The organism is Paraburkholderia nodosa DSM 21604 (assembly GCF_000519185.1).
Taxonomy (GTDB): Bacteria; Pseudomonadota; Gammaproteobacteria; order Burkholderiales; family Burkholderiaceae; genus Paraburkholderia; species Paraburkholderia nodosa.
Map to the genome: position 1 here is coordinate 142,101 of NZ_JAFA01000006.1, position 20,305 is coordinate 162,405.

At 64.6% G+C, this 20,305-nt stretch carries 19 protein-coding genes and 2 pseudogenes; 14 read left to right on the top strand and 7 right to left on the bottom strand.

Features of this window, described 5'->3' with window-relative positions; all coding sequences use genetic code 11:
• Positions 1–152: 152 nt before the first annotated feature.
• The 3 genes from A3CW_RS0110695 to A3CW_RS0110705 form a co-directional block, all read right to left on the bottom strand.
• Positions 153–1,136: an NAD-dependent epimerase/dehydratase family protein gene (locus A3CW_RS0110695; RefSeq protein ID WP_028203560.1), complete on the bottom strand. Its 984-nt coding sequence runs from the start codon at positions 1,134–1,136 to the stop codon at positions 153–155.
• A 6-nt stretch (positions 1,137–1,142) separates the two neighbouring features.
• Positions 1,143–1,718 (bottom strand): TetR/AcrR family transcriptional regulator, encoded by a 576-nt coding sequence (locus A3CW_RS0110700; RefSeq protein WP_028203561.1) that lies wholly within the window; start codon positions 1,716–1,718, stop codon positions 1,143–1,145.
• 281 nt (positions 1,719–1,999) lie between these two features.
• Positions 2,000–3,019, bottom strand: a complete 1,020-nt coding sequence (locus A3CW_RS0110705) for a zinc-binding dehydrogenase (protein WP_028203562.1) — start codon at positions 3,017–3,019, stop codon at positions 2,000–2,002.
• A 114-nt stretch (positions 3,020–3,133) separates the two neighbouring features.
• On the opposite strand from A3CW_RS0110705, the pseudogene A3CW_RS45890 reads away from it, so the two are divergent.
• The 12 genes and pseudogenes from A3CW_RS45890 to A3CW_RS0110755 all read left to right on the top strand — a co-directional run bounded on the left by A3CW_RS45890 (position 3,134) and on the right by A3CW_RS0110755 (position 14,239).
• Positions 3,134–4,051 (top strand): annotated as a pseudogene (locus A3CW_RS45890) (LysR family transcriptional regulator).
• A gap of 183 nt (positions 4,052–4,234) precedes the next feature.
• Positions 4,235–4,456 carry a hypothetical protein gene (locus A3CW_RS52290; RefSeq protein ID WP_154677900.1) on the top strand — a complete coding sequence of 74 codons (222 nt, stop codon included), beginning with the start codon at positions 4,235–4,237 and terminating at the stop codon, positions 4,454–4,456.
• A gap of 227 nt (positions 4,457–4,683) precedes the next feature.
• Complete coding sequence (locus tag A3CW_RS0110715; protein ID WP_028203563.1) at positions 4,684–5,424, top strand: 3-oxoacyl-ACP reductase family protein; 741 nt, start codon at positions 4,684–4,686, stop codon at positions 5,422–5,424.
• Between the two features lie 2 nt (positions 5,425–5,426).
• Positions 5,427–5,783: pseudogene (locus tag A3CW_RS45895) on the top strand (SDR family NAD(P)-dependent oxidoreductase); the annotation flags it as partial.
• 41 nt (positions 5,784–5,824) lie between these two features.
• Positions 5,825–5,950: a hypothetical protein gene (locus A3CW_RS54275; protein WP_281175095.1), complete on the top strand. Its 126-nt coding sequence runs from the start codon at positions 5,825–5,827 to the stop codon at positions 5,948–5,950.
• A 9-nt stretch (positions 5,951–5,959) separates the two neighbouring features.
• Complete coding sequence (locus A3CW_RS45900; RefSeq protein ID WP_154677901.1) at positions 5,960–7,213, top strand: FAD-binding oxidoreductase; 1,254 nt, start codon at positions 5,960–5,962, stop codon at positions 7,211–7,213.
• A gap of 251 nt (positions 7,214–7,464) precedes the next feature.
• Complete coding sequence (locus A3CW_RS0110730) at positions 7,465–9,027, top strand: class I adenylate-forming enzyme family protein (protein ID WP_081771599.1); 1,563 nt, start codon at positions 7,465–7,467, stop codon at positions 9,025–9,027.
• A 117-nt stretch (positions 9,028–9,144) separates the two neighbouring features.
• Positions 9,145–10,005 carry a MurR/RpiR family transcriptional regulator gene (locus tag A3CW_RS0110735; RefSeq protein ID WP_028203565.1) on the top strand — a complete coding sequence of 287 codons (861 nt, stop codon included), beginning with the start codon at positions 9,145–9,147 and terminating at the stop codon, positions 10,003–10,005.
• Between the two features lie 203 nt (positions 10,006–10,208).
• Entirely contained in the window at positions 10,209–11,273 is a 1,065-nt protein-coding gene (locus tag A3CW_RS0110740) for a C45 family autoproteolytic acyltransferase/hydolase (RefSeq protein ID WP_028203566.1), read from the top strand.
• Between the two features lie 28 nt (positions 11,274–11,301).
• Entirely contained in the window at positions 11,302–12,648 is a 1,347-nt protein-coding gene (locus tag A3CW_RS0110745; protein ID WP_028203567.1) for an aspartate aminotransferase family protein, read from the top strand.
• 114 nt (positions 12,649–12,762) lie between these two features.
• Positions 12,763–13,329 carry a carboxymuconolactone decarboxylase family protein gene (locus A3CW_RS0110750; protein ID WP_028203568.1) on the top strand — a complete coding sequence of 189 codons (567 nt, stop codon included), beginning with the start codon at positions 12,763–12,765 and terminating at the stop codon, positions 13,327–13,329.
• A gap of 622 nt (positions 13,330–13,951) precedes the next feature.
• Positions 13,952–14,239, top strand: a complete 288-nt coding sequence (locus A3CW_RS0110755; protein ID WP_051481374.1) for a YodC family protein — start codon at positions 13,952–13,954, stop codon at positions 14,237–14,239.
• Between the two features lie 108 nt (positions 14,240–14,347).
• On the opposite strand, the gene A3CW_RS0110760 is transcribed toward A3CW_RS0110755, so the two are convergent.
• Positions 14,348–14,980: a LysE family translocator gene (locus A3CW_RS0110760; protein ID WP_028203570.1), complete on the bottom strand. Its 633-nt coding sequence runs from the start codon at positions 14,978–14,980 to the stop codon at positions 14,348–14,350.
• Positions 14,981–15,183: 203 nt separating this feature from the next.
• The gene (locus A3CW_RS0110765) at positions 15,184–15,504 is read right to left on the bottom strand and encodes a superinfection immunity protein (RefSeq protein WP_028203571.1); all 321 of its coding nucleotides are present in this window, start codon (positions 15,502–15,504) and stop codon (positions 15,184–15,186) included.
• A gap of 171 nt (positions 15,505–15,675) precedes the next feature.
• On the opposite strand from A3CW_RS0110765, the gene A3CW_RS0110770 reads away from it, so the two are divergent.
• Entirely contained in the window at positions 15,676–17,136 is a 1,461-nt protein-coding gene (locus A3CW_RS0110770) for a M20 family metallopeptidase (RefSeq protein WP_028203572.1), read from the top strand.
• A gap of 15 nt (positions 17,137–17,151) precedes the next feature.
• Here the strand turns inward: A3CW_RS0110770 and A3CW_RS0110775 are convergent, their stop codons facing one another.
• Entirely contained in the window at positions 17,152–17,637 is a 486-nt protein-coding gene (locus tag A3CW_RS0110775) for a Cd(II)/Pb(II)-responsive transcriptional regulator (protein WP_028203573.1), read from the bottom strand.
• A gap of 37 nt (positions 17,638–17,674) precedes the next feature.
• The gene (locus A3CW_RS53815) at positions 17,675–17,983 is read right to left on the bottom strand and encodes a hypothetical protein (RefSeq protein WP_245623597.1); all 309 of its coding nucleotides are present in this window, start codon (positions 17,981–17,983) and stop codon (positions 17,675–17,677) included.
• Positions 17,984–18,100: 117 nt separating this feature from the next.
• Between A3CW_RS53815 and A3CW_RS45910 the strand changes: the two genes are divergently transcribed.
• Positions 18,101–20,302 carry a heavy metal translocating P-type ATPase gene (locus A3CW_RS45910; protein WP_245623598.1) on the top strand — a complete coding sequence of 734 codons (2,202 nt, stop codon included), beginning with the start codon at positions 18,101–18,103 and terminating at the stop codon, positions 20,300–20,302.
• The last annotated feature ends 3 nt before the right edge of the window (positions 20,303–20,305 follow it).

The window sequence follows — 20,305 nt, forward strand, 5'->3', positions numbered from 1 at the left end:
AACCCGCGCCAATGCCGGACTTCCGTAGCCGCCCCGTATGCCTGCCGTTACACCATCACAGGAACTGCCGCGAACGACCTGTAAATGCAAGTCAAGGGACGAGTCGGATAACAGAGACGGTGTGGGATTTCCAGCGAGCGTGTTTCCGAGGATCACGCTCCAGGAGAATGCGCGACCTCATAGCTGCGCAAGCCATCGTCACGCGAGGTCATTCCGACATAGCCCAGTTCGCGACGTGCCGCAGCATCGCTCACACTGAATTCCTGCCCGATCATGCGCACCATTGAACGCGACAGGGGCGGGTCGCTGTTTTTCCGCAGAATGGCCCAGACGGCATCCATCAACCGCCCTGAGGCTGAGGCCAGCCAGTAGGGCATCGAACGCAGTTGCCTGACGGAAAGACCCTGCACGCCTGCAATTAAAGCGATGAACTCGCGGAACGTTTGCGTCTGCTGATCAGTGATGAAAAAGGCGCGACCACCTTCGCCGCGTGTCAGCGCGCACTGGACGGCTTCGACGACGTTATCCACGTGGCAAGTGGAGAACGCATAGTCACCACCGTCGATGAAAGCGAACTGGCCTGACTTGATCGCACGGGGGAGTTCGCGGCTGAACGGATCACCCGGCCCCCAGAGTGCCGGCGGGCGCAATGCGATGGTGCGAAAACCCGGCTTGTTGGCAGCCAGCACGATCTGCTCGGCCTGCGCCTTGCTCGCCAGATAGGCCGAAAAGTGCTGCGCAAAAGTAGGCGCGCTCTCGTCTGCATGACGGATGGGCGAACCGGATTCGTCCATGATGACGCCTGCCGCGCTGATATGAACGAAACTCGCCACGCCAGCTTGCTCTGCCGCTGCCAGCAGTGTCGCGGTGCCATCCACATTGGCGTGAAAGAACGGCGCGCGCGGTCCGGAGAAGCGAAACATGGCCGCCGCGTGAACTACGGCATCAAGCGCGGGCAGTACCAGAGGCGCGCGGTTTTCCAGATCGCCATCGACAGGCTGAGCGCCCAGTTCCTGCACCCTTTCACGGGACGACGCCGAGCGCGCAAGCGCAAAGACCTGATGGCCTGCCGCTGCGAGTGCGGGGAGCAAGCGGCTGCCGAGCAGGCCGGAGCCTCCAGTGACAAGGATTTTCATGGTCGTTCAGCCTTTCGTATCCGTTGTGTCTGTTGTCAGAATGGCGCGCATGGCGTTCTCGCGGATGTCCTCGAGAACGGCGGACGTGGGTGCCGCCGCATGGCGCAGTTGCGCCGTGACATAGAGCAGAGAAGCTGCGTTAGCCGACGCCCACATCACATCCGCCGCCACTTCCACCGCGAGCGCAAGCCGCCCCTCGGCGGCGATGGCAGAAACGCGCTCGATGAGGAGTGCGAAAGCTTGCTGGGCGGCCGGTATCTGCGCCCCCTGCAGAACACGTCCCAACATCGCCGCGTAGAGTCTGGGCCGTGCGGCCGCGAAGCGCACGTAATCGTCCCAGCCATCGCGCAGGACGGTCACGGGATCGGGCGATTGCGCGGCTGCATTTTTGCTTTCCAGAAACTGCGCGAACGCCTCCGCCATCGCGGCGCTTAGCAGACCGTCGGCGCTGCCGTAGTGGTGATAAAGCGTCGGCGCGGTGACTCCCGCCAGGGAGCAGACCGCGCGAGTCGAAAACTGCGCCTCGCCTTCTTCTTCGAGAACTTTCAGCGCCGCAGCAAGCAGGGTGGTCCGTGTATCCATACCGCCAATATAGCACCGATATAGACGATTGTATAGCGGCGATATAGCCCGGCGTGTGGGTGTTCTTTGCAGGGGGAACGGACAAACACAGAAGCGCTCAGAGCTGTCATCCATCGACTCAGGGAACGCTGCTGCCGCACTTGCTGCCTTCGAGGATGTCTTGCGCACAAAGCCATTTGTTTGTGGCCGGAGTCCAGGCCGGTAACGCGGCGATCGCCTTGGGTGCGGTGGTCGTGCTCAGGGATGCTTGTGCTCAGTCCGTCGATTCCAGCAATTCCACCTCACGAATCCGAGCTGATCAGGACCGCTCCACTGCGATCCGCCCGCTCGATGTGCGCGATCGCCTCGATGAACCGGGACAGATCGTAGTCGGCCTCCAGCTCGAATTGTTCGGGCGACGCGCGGCCGATCTCGATCGCCTCTGCCACATCCTCGCGGCGCTGCCCGGCCGACGTGGTCTGCAGCCATCGCGAGCTCGAAACGCCCTTGAACATGATCTCGTGATGCGCCAGCTGGACGGACGGGAGTGCAATGGGCTCGGGCACGAGTCCGCCGTAAAACAGCAGGGCCCCGCCGTCGCCGAGCAGCCGGACAAGATCGCTCACCATCGCGCCTCCTATCGGATCCATGACGACCTGAAGCGGCCGCCCACCTGCGGCCCGGCGGACCTGGTCGGCCCAGTCCGTATCGGCCGTCGAAACCACGGTCAAATCCGGAAACCGCTCGGACAGGGCGTTCGCGCCGTTTCTGCTGCGTACCGCGCTTACGACCTTCAAGCCACGCCGGCGGGCGGCAACCGCGAGGATGCGCGCCACGGAGGACCCGGCAGCGGTCAGCAAGATCGGCGTCTCGCACCCTGCGTCCGGCACTGCCTGTTTTGCGGCACGCAGCAGCATGAGGGCGATCACCGTGTTCGGGAGCAACTGGGCAGCGATGGCGTCCGACAGGTCGTCCGGGATGGGCGTCACCAGTTCGACGCGCGTCTTGAGACGCTCTGCCCAGGCGCCCGGGCTGGGATAGAAGATCACTCGTGCACCCGGCTCCACGCCCTGTGCGGGGCCCACAGCTTCGCCCACGGCTTCGACGACGCCTACGCCATCGCCTCCCGGCACCACGAAGCCGTCTGCCGGAAGCGGGATGTTGAAGCGCCCGCGGACCATCGCCAGGTTGCCGGGATGGATGCTGCGCCTGGTCACGCGGACCACGACCTCACCGGGTCCCGGCGGCGTCGGATCGGGAAGGGTCCTCAGTTCGAGGACTTTCGCTGGGTCGCCGAACGCGGTGAGAACGATGCCTTTCATGCTTTCACTCCAGGTTGAGAGGGTGTGGAGCGAAGATAGGCCCTTTGTTGCGCCGCGATTAGTGGGTATTCTTTTGTTTCCGCTTCAAGCAACCGTTGAAGATCGTCGACCCATATGGAAACGTTGGCAAACCTCGAATCCTTCGTACGGGCGGCGGAAGGCGGCAGCTTTTCAGAGGCGGGGCGCAGGCTGGGGCTGACCGCTGCGGCGGTCAGCCGAAACGTGGCGATGCTCGAACGCAACCTGGGCGTACGGTTGTTTCAACGCTCGACCCGCAAACTCACGCTCACGGAAGCCGGCGAGCGGTTCCTGGTTTCGATCGACGGTAATCTTGATGCGCTCCAGGCCGCCATTGCCGAGGCCGCAGCCCACAGCAGCGAGCCGTCAGGCGTCTTGAAAGTCAGCTTGAGTCCAACGTTTGGCGTCACGCATATCCTGCCTTTGCTGCCGCCTTTCCTTGCAAGGTACCCGCGAATCAAGCCGGAATGGCACTTCGAGAACCGGCCCGTGGACCTGATCGCCGAGAACTACGACGCCGCCATCGGCGGTGCCTTCAATATCGCCCCCGGTCTCGTATCACGCGCGCTGGCCCCGGTGCATATCGTCGCCGTGGCCTCGCCGGCCTATATGTCCGGCCGGTCGCTGCCGGCCGATCCGTCGGGCCTCGCTGCTTACAACGGCATCGCCATGCGCTCGCCGCAAACGGGGCGAATTCGCCGCTAGATGTTCCGGAATGCGAACGGTATTGAGGTGCCGGGAACGTTCACGGAAACCATCGTCGTGAATGATCCCGCGGCGATGCGCGAGGCCGCGCGTCTTGGCCTGGGCATGTCGTTGATCGCGTTGGTCGATGTGCTGCCCGACCTGGAGCGCGGAGATCTGATTCGGCTGCTGCCGGACTGGTACGCGGACGCTGGCACAATTTCGCTTTACTACGCATCGCGAACGCTCATTTCGGCCAAGACACGTGTTTTTGTCGATTTCGTCGTTAGCGCCTTCAAGAGCAAGCGATTGGACCACTTCAAACCGTAGCGGAATAGCGCCCGGGGCAATACCTGATTGCCGTGAGTCATGTCGCGAACGCAAACATCCACAGCCGTTCATTCGCCGCTCGACGGTCGAAGCTCCGACCCAGCCACGTAAGCCAATCTTCGAGCTCAACGTGTAGTTCGGTCACTTCTATCCAGCGATCGATTCTCTTCGTGAATGAGCCTTATGAAAGACCTGCTGATTATCATCCCCGCAGGCAGCCAATACTCTACATCCGTCATTCATCAGCAGACGGAAGTTTCCAGCTTGCGTTTGGATCTACGCCAGCTGACGAAATCCGATCCTGCAGGGCAGTGTCAGGCGTTAATAACCGGTTTGATTTTTACCTTGAGTCGACCCGATATGATCAGGAATCCAAATGATTTATCTTATTTTGACGCGTCGTAGCGTGAAACGCTGAGCATCTATGGAATGCCAGAAAAAACTCGACTAGCTTCAACATAATACGGTGCCAGATAGTCAGGGACAGTAACCCTCGTCCTGATCGCGGCAAATCCGGAATAGATTGTCCAATCCGACTGTTCTCCGTTAGAGACCGGTTATGTACGAGGTCTCAGGGCATGGACGCACACGTGCATAGAGTCACGGAAGCTATATTTTTAGGAGAGTGTCCCATGGCAAAACTGACCAACAAGACTCCCCTCGTCACCGGCGGTTCGCGCGGCATCGGCGCCGCGATCGCCAGGCGGCTGGCCGCCGACGGCGCCAGGGTGGCGATCACCTACATCAGCGGAGCGGACGCCGCCGCCCGAGTGGTGAAGGAGATCGAAAGCGCCGGAGGCGAGGCGATCGCGATCCAGGCGGACGCGGCCGACGCGAAGGCCGTCACGACCGCGGTCGAACAGACCGTCTCCACGTTCGGCCGGCTCGACATCCTGGTGAACAACGCCGGCATACTCATCCCCAAGCCATTCGAGGAGACCACGCTGGAGGAGATGGACCGCGTGATCGGCACCAATCTACGTGGCGTGTTCGTCGCCACCCAGGCCGCGCTCAAGCACCTTAAGGCGGGCGGCCGCATCATCACGGTCGGCTCCTGCGTCGGCGAGCGGAACATGATGCCGGTCCTGACGACCTACGCCGCGACCAAGGGCGCTGTGAAGATGTTCACCCAGAGCCTGTCTCGCGAGGTCGCCTCCCGCGGCATCACGGTCAACAACATCCAGCCGGGGCCGATCGACACCGATAACAACCCCGCGGCCGGCGACTGGGCGCCGCCACAGATCGCGATCACGGCGCTGAAGCGGTTCGGCCACGTCGACGACGTTGCCGCGATGGTGGCGTTCGTAGCCGGCCCCGAGGCCGGCTACATCACTGGCGCAAGCCTCACCGTCGACGGCGGCACAAACGCCTGAGGGGCACGACTGCCATCTCCATCAACATCGGTTCGTACGTGAGCCGCATCACGCCGCCGATGACGGCCGTTTATACCGGTACGAAAAGTGCCGTCGATGCAATCACGGGCGTGCTTGCGCGCGAACTTGGTCCACGCAAGATTCGCGTGAACGCCATCAATCCAGGCGTGGTGATGACCGAGGGTTTGCGCACAGCAGGGTGGGTCACGCCTGAGGTTGAACAGTTGGTCGTTAGCCAGACGCCGCTCGGCGGTCTGGGCCAACCGGATGACATCGCGTCGATTGCAGTCTTTCTTGCATCGGACGACGCACGACGCTTGACGGGCGAACACATTGTTGCCAGCGGCGGCCTGCGTTGATCCCGAATACAACGCGGTCTCGTACGGATGGAGTGAGTGGAATGGACGGCGAAAACGTAGTCGCAAACATCGATCACACTGACTGGGCGGCGTTGAAGGGCAGGCTCATCGAGGCCGGCTGCCAGGTGCTGATGATGCCCGCAGCTGGCGGGAAAATTGCGCATTGAAACGGCGCATTGGATCCCCGTCCGAAAATGCTGGTCCGATGCAGCACCGTTGCTCAGGTCTCAAGTGTGATGCGCGCCGCGAGCGGCTTTGACGCTCCGCTCGCCGTCTACAACGGCGGGCAGGACTGGACCGGCCGGTCTATGCGCGACGGCAGTCTGCTGCTAGACCTTTGCGACTTGCGGACCATTGAGATCGACACCGGGCGCAGCGAAGCGACGATCGGCGCGGGCGTGACGAGCGCCCAGCTCAATCGCGCTGCGGGCGAGCGAGGTCTTGCCGCGGTGATCGGCAACGACGGCGCGGTGAGCATGGCCGGCCTCACGCTCGGCGGCGGCTATGGACCGCTCATGACTCGCTTCGGATTGGCGTGCGATAACCTCCTGTCGGCCGAGGTCGTGCTGCTCGATGGAAGCATCGTGACCTGCGACGGAGAACGCGAGCCTGATCTGTTCTGGGCGCTGCGCGGCGGCGGTGGGAACTTCGGGGTCGTCACGTCGATGAGCCTGCGTCTCCACACGCTGGATGACGCGCTGGTCGGTACCATCGTGTTCCCCTGGACTGACGGGCGTGCTGCCCTTGCGCACTTTGCCGGGTTGATGCTCCGGGCGCCGGACGAGCTGTTCGGCGCCGCCGTCCTGGCAACCGGACCAGGCGGTAAGCCTGCGATCGTGATCTCGCTTGTCTGGACAGGAGAGCAGGCCGCCGGCGAGTCAATCATCGGCGAAGTGGCGGCAGCCGGTCATCCCATTGTCGTCAGGGCCGAACCGACGGTTGCGAGCGGCCTTCTCTCCCTGACCGACGGAAAGCTCGCCGAAGGTCTCGGCTACGAGGTCGCGACGCGGTGGTTCAGCGCCCTCACGGGCGCGACGATCGACGTCCTCCTTGCCGCGTTCGAGGCACGCACGTCGCCCTTGGCCTCGATCATCGTCCACCATTGCCATGGGGCCGCTACACAGGTTGCGGCCGACGCGACCGTGTTTGGCATGAGAGATCCGCACTTCACTGCGCTGATCTATGCAGCGTGGGAGCCTCCGCTGGCCGACGCGGAGCTGCATCGGATCTGGGCGGCGTCCCTGGACGCGGAACTCGCGCCCACCTCGTTGCCGGGGGGATACGCCAACCTCCTGCCCGACCGCGCATCGGACCGGATAGCCCACGCCTACGGCCCCAATGCGTTGAGGCTGTCCCGGATCAAAACCCGCTTCGACTCGAGAGGCGTCCTCCATGCCATTCCGCTCCCAGCTTTTTCACGGGCCGCGTGATGCCTATGATGACGCCCTTACAGGAGCAGTCAGATGACAAGCCCCTTGTCCAGGGTTGAGCAGCCAGTCGCACAGTGAGCGCGTTCACCGAACTGCTCAGTAATCCTCAAGATTATCAAACTGTCCGACCCCCGCAGATGATCTCGTTCGCGACGCGGCCGCAGCGCAAGCGCCGGAATAGATAGCGAGCGTCGAGTGTTGTCAGGATAGCCCTGTCATCGAGGGCCAAACGCCCCTTTGGAGCAACCGCCATGTCTTGTCCCGAAACACGCCCCCATCCCGTGCAGACGCAGCGACTCATTACGTTGCACGAGCGCCTGTTCGAGTCCGCGGAAGCCCGCCCTGATGCGGTTGCGCTGATCGCCGGCGATGACATATGGACCTACGGTCGTCTGGCACGGCACGTCAGAAGGCTTTCACAAGGCCCGCGCGCGCAGGGTCTGAAACCAGGCGATCGCATCGCACTGCACTTGACGAACAAACCGGAAACCGTCATCGCGTATTACGCGTGCATGTTGACAGGCGTAATTGCGGTGCCGCTGAATAACCGGCTCACACGCGCGGAACTCGAGCCGCAATTGCGACGGCTGCAGGTTTCGTTGTATCTGGGCCAGAGTGATCTGTACGGCGCAATTGCCGGCGTGGATGGTTCGATTCTCGATGCCGGCAGGCGCTTTCTTGTCGACGGCTTGTCCCAGGGCACGGGCGCAAAGGCATGGAGCGAGTTGATTGAGCACCAGGAAGACGAGGTGCGACGTGCGCCGGCGCACGTCGATGAACCTGCGCTTCTGTTGTCAACGTCCGGCACTACAGGGGAACCGAAGTTCGTCACCCACACCCAGCGCACAGTGTGCGCGATCACGCAAGCATGCCAGGCCGTTGCGTCGAGGCCGTACGACGTCGCGCTGATTGCCACGCCCATGATGCATGGGGCGGGGCTCGTTACTGTGCTGGCGACGCTAGCCATAAATGGCATCTGCGTCCTGTTGGACCGATTCGATCCGGCGGCCGCGCTTGACCTGATAGAGCGGCACCGTTGCACGCTGCTGATATGGTTGCCGTTCATGTATGCGGCGGCGATCGCCGTGCAGATTGCGCAGCCACGCAACGTCACGTCACTGGGCACCTGCCTCGTCGCAGGCGACACGACGCCGCGAAATCTGCAGGAAGAGTTCTTGCGGGTGTTCGGCGTCAGGATGCGCAACGTGCTTGCGATGAGCGAAAGCGTGGGCACGTTCACCTACGGATTCGATATCGGGCCCGTGTGCCGTGCGGTCGACATGAACCGGGTCCGCCTCGTCGACCCAGAAGGCAACACCGTCAAACGCGGCGAAGCGGGCGAGCTGTTGCTGCGCGGTCCGAACATGTTCGTCGGCTACTGGCATGGGCCCGGACACATCGACGACACACGCAAGGATGGCTGGTGGGCCACGGGCGATGTGCTGAGGCAGGACGAAGCCGGCGATTTCTGGTACGTCGCCAGAAAGAAAAACCTGATCGTCCGTGGCGGGTCGAATATCTCGCCAGTCGAAGTCGAGGACGCGCTGCTTGTCCATCGCGGCGTGCGCGAGGCAGCGATAGTCGGTGTGCCGGATGCCGTCCTCGGTCAGCGCGTAATCGGTTTTGTTGAACTGACCGAAGCCGCGACGCAGGTCGAGGAAGTATTGCTCGACCTGTCCACCCGGGTTGCGAGCTACAAGATGCCGGAGCGGCTCATCGTCGTCGACAAGTTGTCGCGCAATTCGTTAGGCAAAGTGGACCGGGCCAGGCTGAAATCAATCGGCGAGCATCTGGACAGTTGGCACGCTACGTAAATCTCGTTTTTGCCACAGAACAGGTTTCGTTTGCCAATCACCAACAATCTGTCCCGACTTGCAACATCCGGCAACACCGGTGGTAACATTTGTTGTCACCCACTGCCCGAGCGACGCATGCCAGACAGTTTCGACCACCTCGCCGCGCTGATCCGCGCGCGTTTCTCCGACTTGAGCCCGCAGTTCCAGACCGGCGCTGCCTTCCTGCTCGACCATCCCGACGAAGTGGCCGTCTCGTCCATGCGCAAAGTGGCGGAGCGCGCCCGCGTGCAGCCCGCTTCGCTCGTGCGGCTTTCCCAGCAACTGGGCTTTCCGGGCTGGAACGAGCTGCGGGACCTGTTCGTCGCGCGTGTGCGCACACGGCCGGAGCCGCTTTCCTCGCGCGCTCGCTCACTCGTGGCCGGCAATGCGAAGGACGGCCTTGCGCGCGACCTGCTCGTGGCGCAACAGCACAATCTGGAGGCGAGCGCCGCGCACAACACACGTTCGATGGTCGAGGCGGCGCGCGTTTTGCGCCGCGCGAAGCATGTGCACGTGGCGGGCTTTCGCTCGTGCTATGCGGTGGCGTTCGGGCTCGTCTACGGTTACCGGCTGTTCCGGCCTTCGGTTTCCTTGCTGGGCGGCGAGGCGGGGACGCTGGAGATGCAGTTGCTCGGCATCGAGCGCGACAGCGCAACGATTGTTGTCAGCTTCGCACCGTATTCGGTCGAGGCGGTGCGCGTGGCCGAGGCCGCGCTCGCCAAAGGCAGCCACCTGATCGCCATTACCGACAGCGCCGTCTCGCCCATCGCACTGAACGCCGACAAGGCGCTGATCTTCACGCACGAAAGCCCGTCGTTTTTCCCTTCGCTCGTCGCCGCGACGGCCTTGGCCGAGTCGCTCGTCGCCCATCTGCTGGCGCTCGAAGGCTCGGGCGCGATCGCGCAGCTCGAACAGGCCGAGCGGTCCCTGAACGCACGCGGCGCTTACATGCCCTGAGCGCCGCCCCGGCCTTTCCGCGCCATTTCCCGCTTGTTTTTCCGCAGCCGGATGCCGTTGTGAGGCGGCATCGGGTTTTGCATCATCCGTACCTATCTCATTTGTTGTAATCGATATTGCAATTGACAACAGATGTTGTTGAGGCGTATAAAGCGCACTATAGGAAGAGGTAGACCCATACCGGTAGCGAAGCGAGAAAACAGATGCAGGAACTCAAGACTATCCGTGTAGCCGGCTCGCCCGAGGCGATCGGCAGGCAGCTAGGCACACACGTGAAGCCGATCTTTGCCGACTACATGGCGCAAAGCAGCGCTTGGCAGGCGGTGAGCCGCTGGCGCGGCAGTGCGTTCGCGCAGCAGTTGCGCGCCGCAGCCGTGCAGCACTTCCCGGCCTATGTCGCGGAAATCGACGCCATGGCGCAGGCACTCGACTGGTCCGCGGACGACCTGTTCCTCTGGAATTGCCGCGGCGAACTGATCCACAACGCGCCGGACGGCTGTACGACGCTCGCGGTGCGTACGGCTGGCGCAGGCCTCATTGCGCACAACGAAGACGGCGACCCCTGGCTGCATGGCCGCTGCAGCGTGGTCGAGGTCGAACCCGAAGGAAGGCCCGGTTTCGTGAGCTTCTACTATCCGGGCTCGCTGCCGGGGCATACCTTCGCGGCCACGCGCGCGGGAGTTGCGCAAGCGATCAACAACGTGCGCATCCGCGAGCCGCGCGTGGGTGTGCCGCGCATGATTCTGGCGCGCGCCGTGCTCGATTGCGCGACGCTGGGAGAAGCCCTCGCGCTGCTGCGCGACACGCCGCGCGCGAGCGGCTTCCACCACACGATCGGCGGGACCGACGAGGCGGGCGAGGTGCGTGTGGTTAGCGTCGAAGCGACCGCGCAGCGCGCTTCGGCGCGCGAAGTGAGCGCGCCCTCGGGCCACGCGAATCACCTCATCCACACGGGCTGCGAGCGTGAGGCGCAGATCGTCACCGATTCGTCGCGCGATCGCCAGACCCGTCTCGCCGAACTGTTGCCCGCGCTTGGCGCGCAGCTCGACGGCGCGGCCTTCGTGCAGGTGCTGCAGGATCGCGCGGGCGCCGGCCTGCCGATCTTCCGCGACGACCCGCACGACCCCGACGACGAGAACACACTCGCCACCGCCTGCATGCGCGTCGAGCCGCGCGGCGTGGCGTTCGACGTCTGGCAGGGCGGCGAGCGCGTGCTCGGCCGCTTTATCGATTCGAACGCGCGCCATGCAAACGGCGCGACCCGCTAATCATTCACGGACTTCATCGAGGACACATATGACCAAGGTGTTTCACCGGATGCCGAAGCAAACCTTGCCCGTCGCGGTGGCAGGCGAAGGCATCGAAATCATCGATTCCACCGGCAAGCGCTATATCGACGCAAGCGGCGGCGCCGCTGTCTCATGCATCGGCCACAGCAACCAGCGCGTGATCGACGCGATCAAGCGTCAGGCGCAACAACTGCCGTACGCGCATACCTCGTTCTTCACGACCGAGGCCTCGGAGCAACTGGCCGATCACCTCATCGCCGCTGCGCCCAAGGGGCTCGACCATGTGTACTTCGTGTCGGGCGGTTCGGAGGCGATCGAAGCCGCGCTCAAGCTCACGCGCCAGTACTTCGTGGAGAAGGGCGAACTTGCGCGCCGCCACTTCATCGCGCGCCGCCAGAGCTATCACGGCAACACGCTCGGCGCGCTCGCGATCGGCGGCAACGCGTGGCGCCGCGAGCCGTTCCTGCCGATCCTGATCGAATCGCATCATGTGAGCCCGTGCTACGCGTACCGCGAGCGCCACGAGGGCGAAACCGACGAGGCCTACGCGCAGCGCCTTGCCGACGAACTCGAGCAGAAGATTCTCGAACTCGGCCCGCAGACGGTCGCGGCTTTCGTCGCCGAGACCGTGGTGGGCGCAACGGCCGGCGCCGTGCCGCCCGTGCGCGAGTACTTCCGCAAGATCCGCGCGGTGTGCGACCGCTACGGCGTGCTGCTGATCCTCGACGAGATCATGTCGGGCATGGGCCGTACCGGGTATCTGTTCGCCTGCGAGGAGGACGGCGTTGCGCCGGACCTGCTGACGATCGCGAAGGGCCTCGGCGCGGGCTACCAGCCGATCGGCGCGACGCTCGTGAGCCAGCGCATCTACGAGACGATCGTGGGCGGCAGCGGCTACTTCCAGCACGGCCACACTTATATCGGCCACGCCACGGCCTGCGCGGCGGCGCTCGAAGTGCAGCGCGTGATCGCCGAAGAGAAGCTGCTCGACAACGTGCTCGCCCGCGGCGAACAACTGCGCGCGCGTCTGCGCGAGCGGTATGCGGACCATCCGTACGTGGGCGACGTGCGCGGCCGCGGCCTGTTCGTGGGCGTCGAACTGGTGAAGGACTGCGCCACGAAGGCGACCTTCGACCCGGCGCTCAAGCTGCACGCGGCGATCAAGCGCGAGGCGTTCGCGCGCGGCCTGATGGTCTATCCGATGGGCGGCACTGTGGACGGGCGCAACGGCGATCATGTGTTGCTCGCGCCGCCTTTCATTTGCACGGAGCAGAACATCGACACGATCGTCGAGCGGCTTGCCGCCGCGGTCGACGGGGCGCTCGACGCAACGGGCGTGGCGCGCCCGGCGTAAGCTTCGCCGTACGGATTGAAGTGCAACTAACTGTCCGCCGCTAGCGGCGGCCGAAATCGCGGCGACCGCAAGCGGTCGCACGCGACCGGCCATGACCTCCAACGGAGTCCATCGATGACGCAAAACCCGACCTCGCGGCTTCCCGCATTCGACGCCGCCCAGGCTTCGCCGGAACAGAAGGCGGTGCTGGACGAGATCCTTTCCGGTCCGCGCGGCAACCTCAACGGCCCGTTCCTCGGCTGGATCCACAGCCCGGAACTGGCGCAGCATGCGCAGCGCCTTGGCGCGTTTTGCCGCTACCAGACGGGCCTGTCGCTGCGCCTCTCCGAACTGGCGATCCTCGTCACGGCCGCGCGCTGGCAGGCGCAGGCCGAGTGGTACATCCACTATCCCATCGCGCTGAAGGCGGGCGTGCCCGAGGCGCTGGCCGAGCAGATCCGCACGGGCGCCACGCCCCAGTTTGACGAGCCTGACGACGCGCTGATCTACGCATTCACGGCCGAACTGTACGACACGAAGCGTGTTTCCGATGCGACCTACGCGCGTGCCGTCGAGCGCTTTGGCCACGAAACCACGATCAACCTGGTCGGGTTGCTTGGCTACTACGCGCTCGTCGCAATGACGCTCAACGTCTTCGGCATGCGTGCCGAAGGCCAGACGACCTTGCCGTTTGCCGAATAAGCGCGGCCTGACCGCGCCCTGCACACGCGCCGCCCCATCCGGTCTTGCCGGATGGGGTTTTTTTTGCACCGCACTGCAATTCCAATTAAGTGACAGCCGTATTTCAACTGCATAAATTTTGAGGCCATCCGGTAAAACATGAGGATTTGCCCGCAGACGAAAAGTTCACGTACGGCGCGAGCGAATTAATCGAACGGACGGTTTATTGGTGCGGAAAACGTTTCCACTCGCTCTGGCTGGGCTTACGGTTTCCGGATCAAATCGTTAATGCAGTCGCCGTGTGCCATGTTTATTGACGCTGCATTGCGGTATTTTCTGGTCGCGGATTCGAAATAATATGACTGTTTCGTGGAGAAACCTTGCCCGGTAGCTTTTGCCAGCCATGTACGGCTTTCCGCGTAAATTGTGCGGGACGGGATTAAACGGTGCTTTCGCCGTGCGTCGAATAACAGGGTTTTCAGCAGGTTTAATGGAAACCACTTGCACGCATTAATTCGAGTTGTTAGTCTTGCCAAACTTATTAATGACCGCCCCATTCTCATTATCGAAAGGGCGGTAGGGAGCCGGGGGTGCTAACCCGCCCGGTTTTTTTCTCTGTGCGACTTTTTTAACGGGGAACATCATGCTTGATACGACCATCGACGTAGCCGAAAAGCCGCTCGCTGCCATGGCCGGAATTGGCGACGTTGTCACCCTGAAATCGGGCGGTCCGCGCATGACCGTCATGTATGCCGGCCCGGTTGGCTTTGCCAGCGGTCACTGGCTGATCTGCCAGTGGTTCGACGAGCACGGCGAACTGCGCCAGGACATGTTCGCTCAGGACATGGTGCAGATCGAACCGCGCTCGATTCCCGCGGCATTCGTCAAGATGCGTAGCCCGGCTGGCGGAAGGGCCATCCGCGGGTTCTGAAGTAGAGCCGGACAGACCTGCGCACGCGCACACGCGTCGCAGGCGTGCCAGACAAGGACGAAGATCGAACGAACTAGCGGCCGGGCCAGATGCGCCCGGCCGTCTGCTTTATCGCTGGCCTTCGGCGGCGATACGCACGGCGAGTCCGGCCAGTACCGTACCCATGAGCCAGCGCTGAAGCTTGAGCCAGCCCGGCCGGTCGCCGAGAAACGTGGCGATCGTGCCCGCCGTCATCGCAACGGCGGCATTCACGCTGATCGAAAGCGCGATCTGCACGCTGCCGAGCACGACGGACTGCGCGAGCACGCTGCCGTGATGCGGGTCGATGAACTGCGGCAGCAGCGACAAATACAGAATGGCGATTTTCGGATTCAGCAGGTTCGTGACGAACCCCATCAGAAAGAGCTTGCGCGGGCGGTCGGCGGGCAACTCGCGCACCTGGAACGGCGAGCGGCCGCCGGGCTTCAGCGCTTGCCATGCGAGCCAGAACAGGTAGAGCGCGCCGCCCAGGCGCAGCGCGTCGTAGGCGAACGGTACGGCCATGAGCAACGCGGTAATGCCGAAGGCGGCGCACAGCATGTAGAACACGAAGCCGAGCGCGACCCCGCCCAGGGAAATCAGACCCGCCTTGCGGCCCTGGCAGATCGAGCGCGAGATCAGATAGATCATGTTGGGTCCGGGCGTGAGCGCCATGCCGAGTGCAACGGCGGCAAAGGCGAGCAGCGGGGCGGCGTGTGGCATGACGAGGCTCCGTGTTGAAGGGTTGCTGTTTAGGTGTGAGGGTGACCTGGGCGGTGGGCGCAGACCTGTACGCATGCGCCTCATACTGCGCGATCAAAACGGCGCGGCCAACGCAGCTTGATTCCCGGCGATTATTTCATGCGAGGGCCGCGCGTGCGCGCCATGGCCTGCAACGTTGGCCAAACGGATAAGCTGCGACGGCCTCAATGCGGGGAGCGCTTGCTCTCCGCGGCGCGGGTTTCGCGCGCCTGGACCCGATCGTCGAGCCGTCGCGAGAAGAGCAGCATACCCAGCCGGCGGTTGCGGACCCGGGTCTGGCCGCCGAGATCCTTCGGCGGATTCGGTTGCAGCGCCCAGAAGAACGCCAGCAGCCAGCCGAGCAGCGTCCAGCCGAGCACGGCATTGAAGAGCGCGATGACCAGCAGGTCGTGACGCTGGCGCCTGTCGGCGATCAGCGCTGGGAGAAAGTAGAGCGCGACCACCGCTGCGAGAACGACGATCTCGAAGACGGAACGGCTCACCATATTTCCATTCTCCAGAAAAAAGGGCGGATATGCCCGATCCATCATTGTCGCGCGGATTGGCCCAGAGCGCACGCCACGCCCTGGCCGAACGGCCAGCAACGGGCGTGAGGGGTGTCGGCGGGCGGGGGTTCGGGTCTATCATCGGGTTTTTCATCGCTGGGAACCCACACCATGATCTCCGACCCGTCCGAGGCCACCCGCCAACTCGACCATGACGAATTGCGCGCCTTCGTCGAACGTAAATGGCATGACGAGATCGTGCCTGCGTTGACCGACTACATCGCGGTGCCCGCCAAGAGTCCGGCATTCGACCCGCAGTGGGCGCAGCACGGCTATCTCGAGCGCGTCGTGCAGGACGCCGCGAAGTGGGCGGAGCAGCAGCCGGTGCGTGGCCTGAAGCTGGAGATCGTGCGCCTGCCCAATCGCACGCCGGTGATTTTCTTCGAGGTGCCCGCCACGCGCTCGGGTAGCAGTGAGACGGTCGTGCTCTACGGCCACCTCGACAAGCAGCCGGAATTCGCGGGCTGGCGCAACGACCTCGGCCCCTGGACGCCGAAGCTCGAAGACGGCCGCCTCTACGGTCGCGGCGGCGCTGACGACGGCTACGCGATCTACGCGAGCGTCACGGCGCTCGCCGCGCTCGACGCGCAAGGCATCGAGCGTCCGCGCTGCGTGGGTCTCATCGAAACCTGCGAGGAGTCGGGCAGCTACGACCTGCTGCCTTATGTCGATGCGCTGCGCGAGCGGCTCGGCAACGTCGGTCTCGTCGTTTGCCTCGACTCGGGTGCGGGCAATTACGACCAGCTGTGGCTGACCACGTCGCTGCGCGGGCTCGTGGCGGGCGACCTCGAAGTCGAAGTGCTCGAGGAGGGCATTCACTCGGGCTCTTATGGAGGCATTGCGCCGTCCAGCTTCCGCGTGATGCGGCAGCTCTTCGAGCGTCTCGAAGACGCCGCGAGCGGCACGCTGCTGCCCAAGGGTTTCCATTGCGCGATTCCCTCGCAGCGCCTGAGCGAAGCCGAGGCCACGGCGAAGATCCTTGGCGAAAACGTCTGGAAGAGCATGCCTTGGGCATGTGGCCAGGACGGCCGGCGCGTGCTGCCCACCACCACGGATCCGCAGCAGGCGCTGCTCGATTCCACATGGCGGCCCTCGCTTTCGGTCACGGGCGCGGCGGGCCTGCCCGCACTCGCCGACGCCGGTAACGTGCTGCGGCCGCGCACGGCGTTCAAGCTCTCGTTGCGCTTGCCGCCGCTAGTCGAGGGTTCGAAGGCCGTAGCCGAACTGAAGGCGCTGCTCGAACTCGATCCGCCGTATAACGCGAAGGTCACCTTCAAGCCGGACGCCGGCGCGGCCAACGGGTGGAGCGCGCCGGAACTCGCGCCGTGGCTCACCGAAGCGCTCAACGCCGCCTCGCGCACGCATTTCGGCGCGGACTGCGCTTATCTCGGCCAGGGCGGCACAATCCCGCTCATGAACGTGCTGCAGGCAGGGTTTCCCAAGTCGCAGTTCATGGTGTGCGGCGTGCTCGGCCCGAAGTCCAACGCGCACGGCCCGAACGAGTTCCTGCATGTTCCCTATGCGAAGAAGCTCACGGCCACGGTGGCCGAAGTGATCGCCGCCGCGCCTTGAGTTGTCCTTGAGTGGCTAGTGGCGGTGAGGGACGGGCGCGCCGTCTGCGGGCGGCGCGTCCTGTGCGGCGTGCCCGTCGCCATGGCATGAGCAGCTTTCGTCGTCGATGGGCTGTTCAAGGCTCTTCATGATCCCGCACTCCGCGCTGCTGCTCTGATGGGCATGGCAGCTCTCGCGCAGCGTGCGTAATTGCTGCTCGAGTACGCGCATCGCTTCGATCTGCTGATGAATGCGCTCGATCTGGCTGTCGATCAGATCGTTCACTTCGTCGCAGGGCTGGCTCGGGTCGGCCTGGAAGCGGCGCAGCATGCGGATGTCGGTGAGCCCGATACCCAGCGACCGGCAATGGCGGATGAAGTTGAGCTGCGCGGCGTGCACGGCCGTGTAGCTGCGGTAACCGTTGGTTTCGCGCGCGGGCTCGTCCAGCAGGCCTTCGCGCTCGTAAAAGCGCACCGTTTCGACATCGCAGTGCGCGCAGCGCGCCAGTTCACCGATTCGCATAGTCGCGGCTCTCCTAAATGACTTGACCCTGTAGTGGCTACAGGCTGTTCAATGATTGTGTCACTTTTGGGAGAAACCGGCTATGAACCAGAGCTACGTGTCGCGGCTCGGCATTGCGCAGCGCCTGCGCGCGCGTGATGAGGAACGGAAGATGGGCGGCGCTCACGGGTCTGGCGGCGTGGGTGGCGCGTGCGGCGGTCACGAGCATGAGCACGATCGTGGCCTGGAACAAGGACACGACCATGATCCTGCCCTCGGTCACGAGCATGACCACGGTCACGAGCATGACCACGGTCACGAGCATGATCACGATCACGACCATGGACAAGCCGGGTCGAAAAGCCACGAGCACGCTCACAGTTGCTGTCACGGCGGCGCGGCGCACAGCACGCCGCCGCAAAGTCAGCGCAACTCGGCCCCGGCGCCCGAAGGCACGCTCCGCGCGCGCTGGCGCATCGAAAACATGGATTGCCCGACTGAGGAGCGCCTGATCCGCAACCGGCTCGAGCCCATGCCGGGCGTCGTGCGCCTCGACTTCGACCTGCTCGCGCGCGAGTTGACCGTGCATCACCGGCTCGACGATACGCAGCCTGTCGTCGCCGCGCTGCGCGCACTCGACATGGCGCCGCGTGCGCTAGACGACAGCGCGTCCGCGCAAGCCGTCCCGCCTGCGTCTGTCGGTCTCGCGCTGGGCCAGAAACTGCTGCTGGCGGTGAGCGGCGTGGCAGCCGCGGGCGCCGAGGTGCTCGCCTGGAGCACCGGCCGGGAAACCAGCCTGCTGGTGCTCGCCTGCGCAGTCATCTCGATTGCGTGCGCGGGTTTGCCCACGCTGCGCAAGGGCTGGATCGCACTGCGCAATTTCACGATCAACATCTATTTCCTGATGTCGCTTGCGTTGATCGGCGCCGTTGCGATCGGCAAGTGGCCCGAAGCGGCAATGGTGGTCTTCCTGTTCGCGCTCGCGGAGGAAATCGAGGCGCTTTCGCTCGAACGCGCCCGTCAGGCCATCCGCGCGCTCACCGCGCTCGCGCCTGAAACCGCCGAAGTCTGGCAAGGCGGCGACGGCGCACCCGGGCAAGGCGAATGGCGCGAGTGCGCGGTGGGCGAAGTGGCCGTCGGCAGCCGGATTCGCGTGCGTACCGGCCAGCGCGTGCCGCTCGACGCGCGCGTGATCGCCGGCCGGGCCGCACTCGATCAGGCGCCGATCACGGGCGAAAGCCTGCCTGTCGACAAGGAGACCGGCGCGGCGCTTTACGCGGGCAGCATCGTAGTCGATGGCGTGGTCGAGGCGCTTGTCACCGCGGCCGCGAAGGACAGCACGCTCGCGCGCATCGCCGCGGCGGTGCAGGAGGCGCAGGCGCAACGCGCGCCCACGCAGCGCTTCGTCGACCAGTTCGCGCGCTACTACACGCCGGCCGTGGTCGTGCTCGCTGTGGTGTTGGCGCTAGCCGGGCCGCTCGTGTTGGGTGGCGCGTGGAGTGCGTGGCTCTACAAGGCGCTCGTGCTGCTCGTGATCGCCTGCCCGTGCGCGCTGGTCGTCTCGACGCCGGTGACGGTCGTGAGCGGCCTCGCCGCCGCCGCGCGCCACGGCATGCTCGTGAAGGGCGGCGTGTGGCTCGAACGCGGCCGGCTGCTCAAGGCCGTCGCGCTCGACAAGACCGGCACGCTCACGCGCGGCGAGCCTGTCCTGACCGATGCGCTCGCGGCGCCGGTTCGGGCGCTCGCCACCGTAGGGGAGTCCAGCGAAGCGCCGCTTTCGACGCAAGAAGCACTGCGCATCGCCGCGAGCCTGGACGATGCAAGCACGCACCCCGTCGCCCGTGCGGTGGTTGAAGGCTGGCGGGCGCGTCAGCCGGATGCGCGCCTGCTCGCGGTCGATCAGTTCGCGGTGCTGAACGGTCGCGGCGTGCAAGGCAGTATCGACGGCACGCTCTGGAGCCTCGGCAATCATCGTCTCGTGGAGGAGCTCGGTTTGTGCTCGTCCGAACTCGAAGCGCAACTGGCAGCGCTGGAACGGGCCGGCAAGACCGCGATCGTGCTGTGCGCGCCGCAGGAGGCCGTCGCCGTGTTCGCCGTGGCCGACGCGCTGCGTACGGAAAGCGCACCGGCCGTGCGGGCCTTGCGCGCGCTCGGCGTGACGCCCGTCATGCTGACCGGCGACAACGCGTCGACCGCGCGTGCGATCGCCGATCAACTCGGCATCGACGACGCGCGCGGCAATCTGTTGCCGCAGGACAAGCAGGACGCGATCGCCGCGCTCTCGAAGCAGTACGGCATGGCGGCAATGGTCGGCGACGGCGTGAACGACGCGCCCGCGCTCGCGCGCGCCGACATCGGCTTCGCGATGGGCGCGGCGGGCACCGCGACCGCGCTCGAAACCGCCGACGTTGCGATCATGGACGACGATCCTCGCAAGGTCGCCGCGTTCATCGGCCTCTCGCGCAAGACCGCGGGTGTGCTCAAGCAGAACATCGCGCTTGCGCTCGGCATCAAGGCCGTGTTTCTCGTACTCGCGATGGCGGGCGAGGCCACGCTCTGGATGGCCGTGTTCGCCGACGTGGGCGCGAGCCTGCTCGTCGTGGCGAACGGTCTGCGCGTGCGCCGGCATTTCGACGGCACGCGTAGCGTGACGAGGCCTTCCGCGCACGCAGCAGAACGCAACTAACAG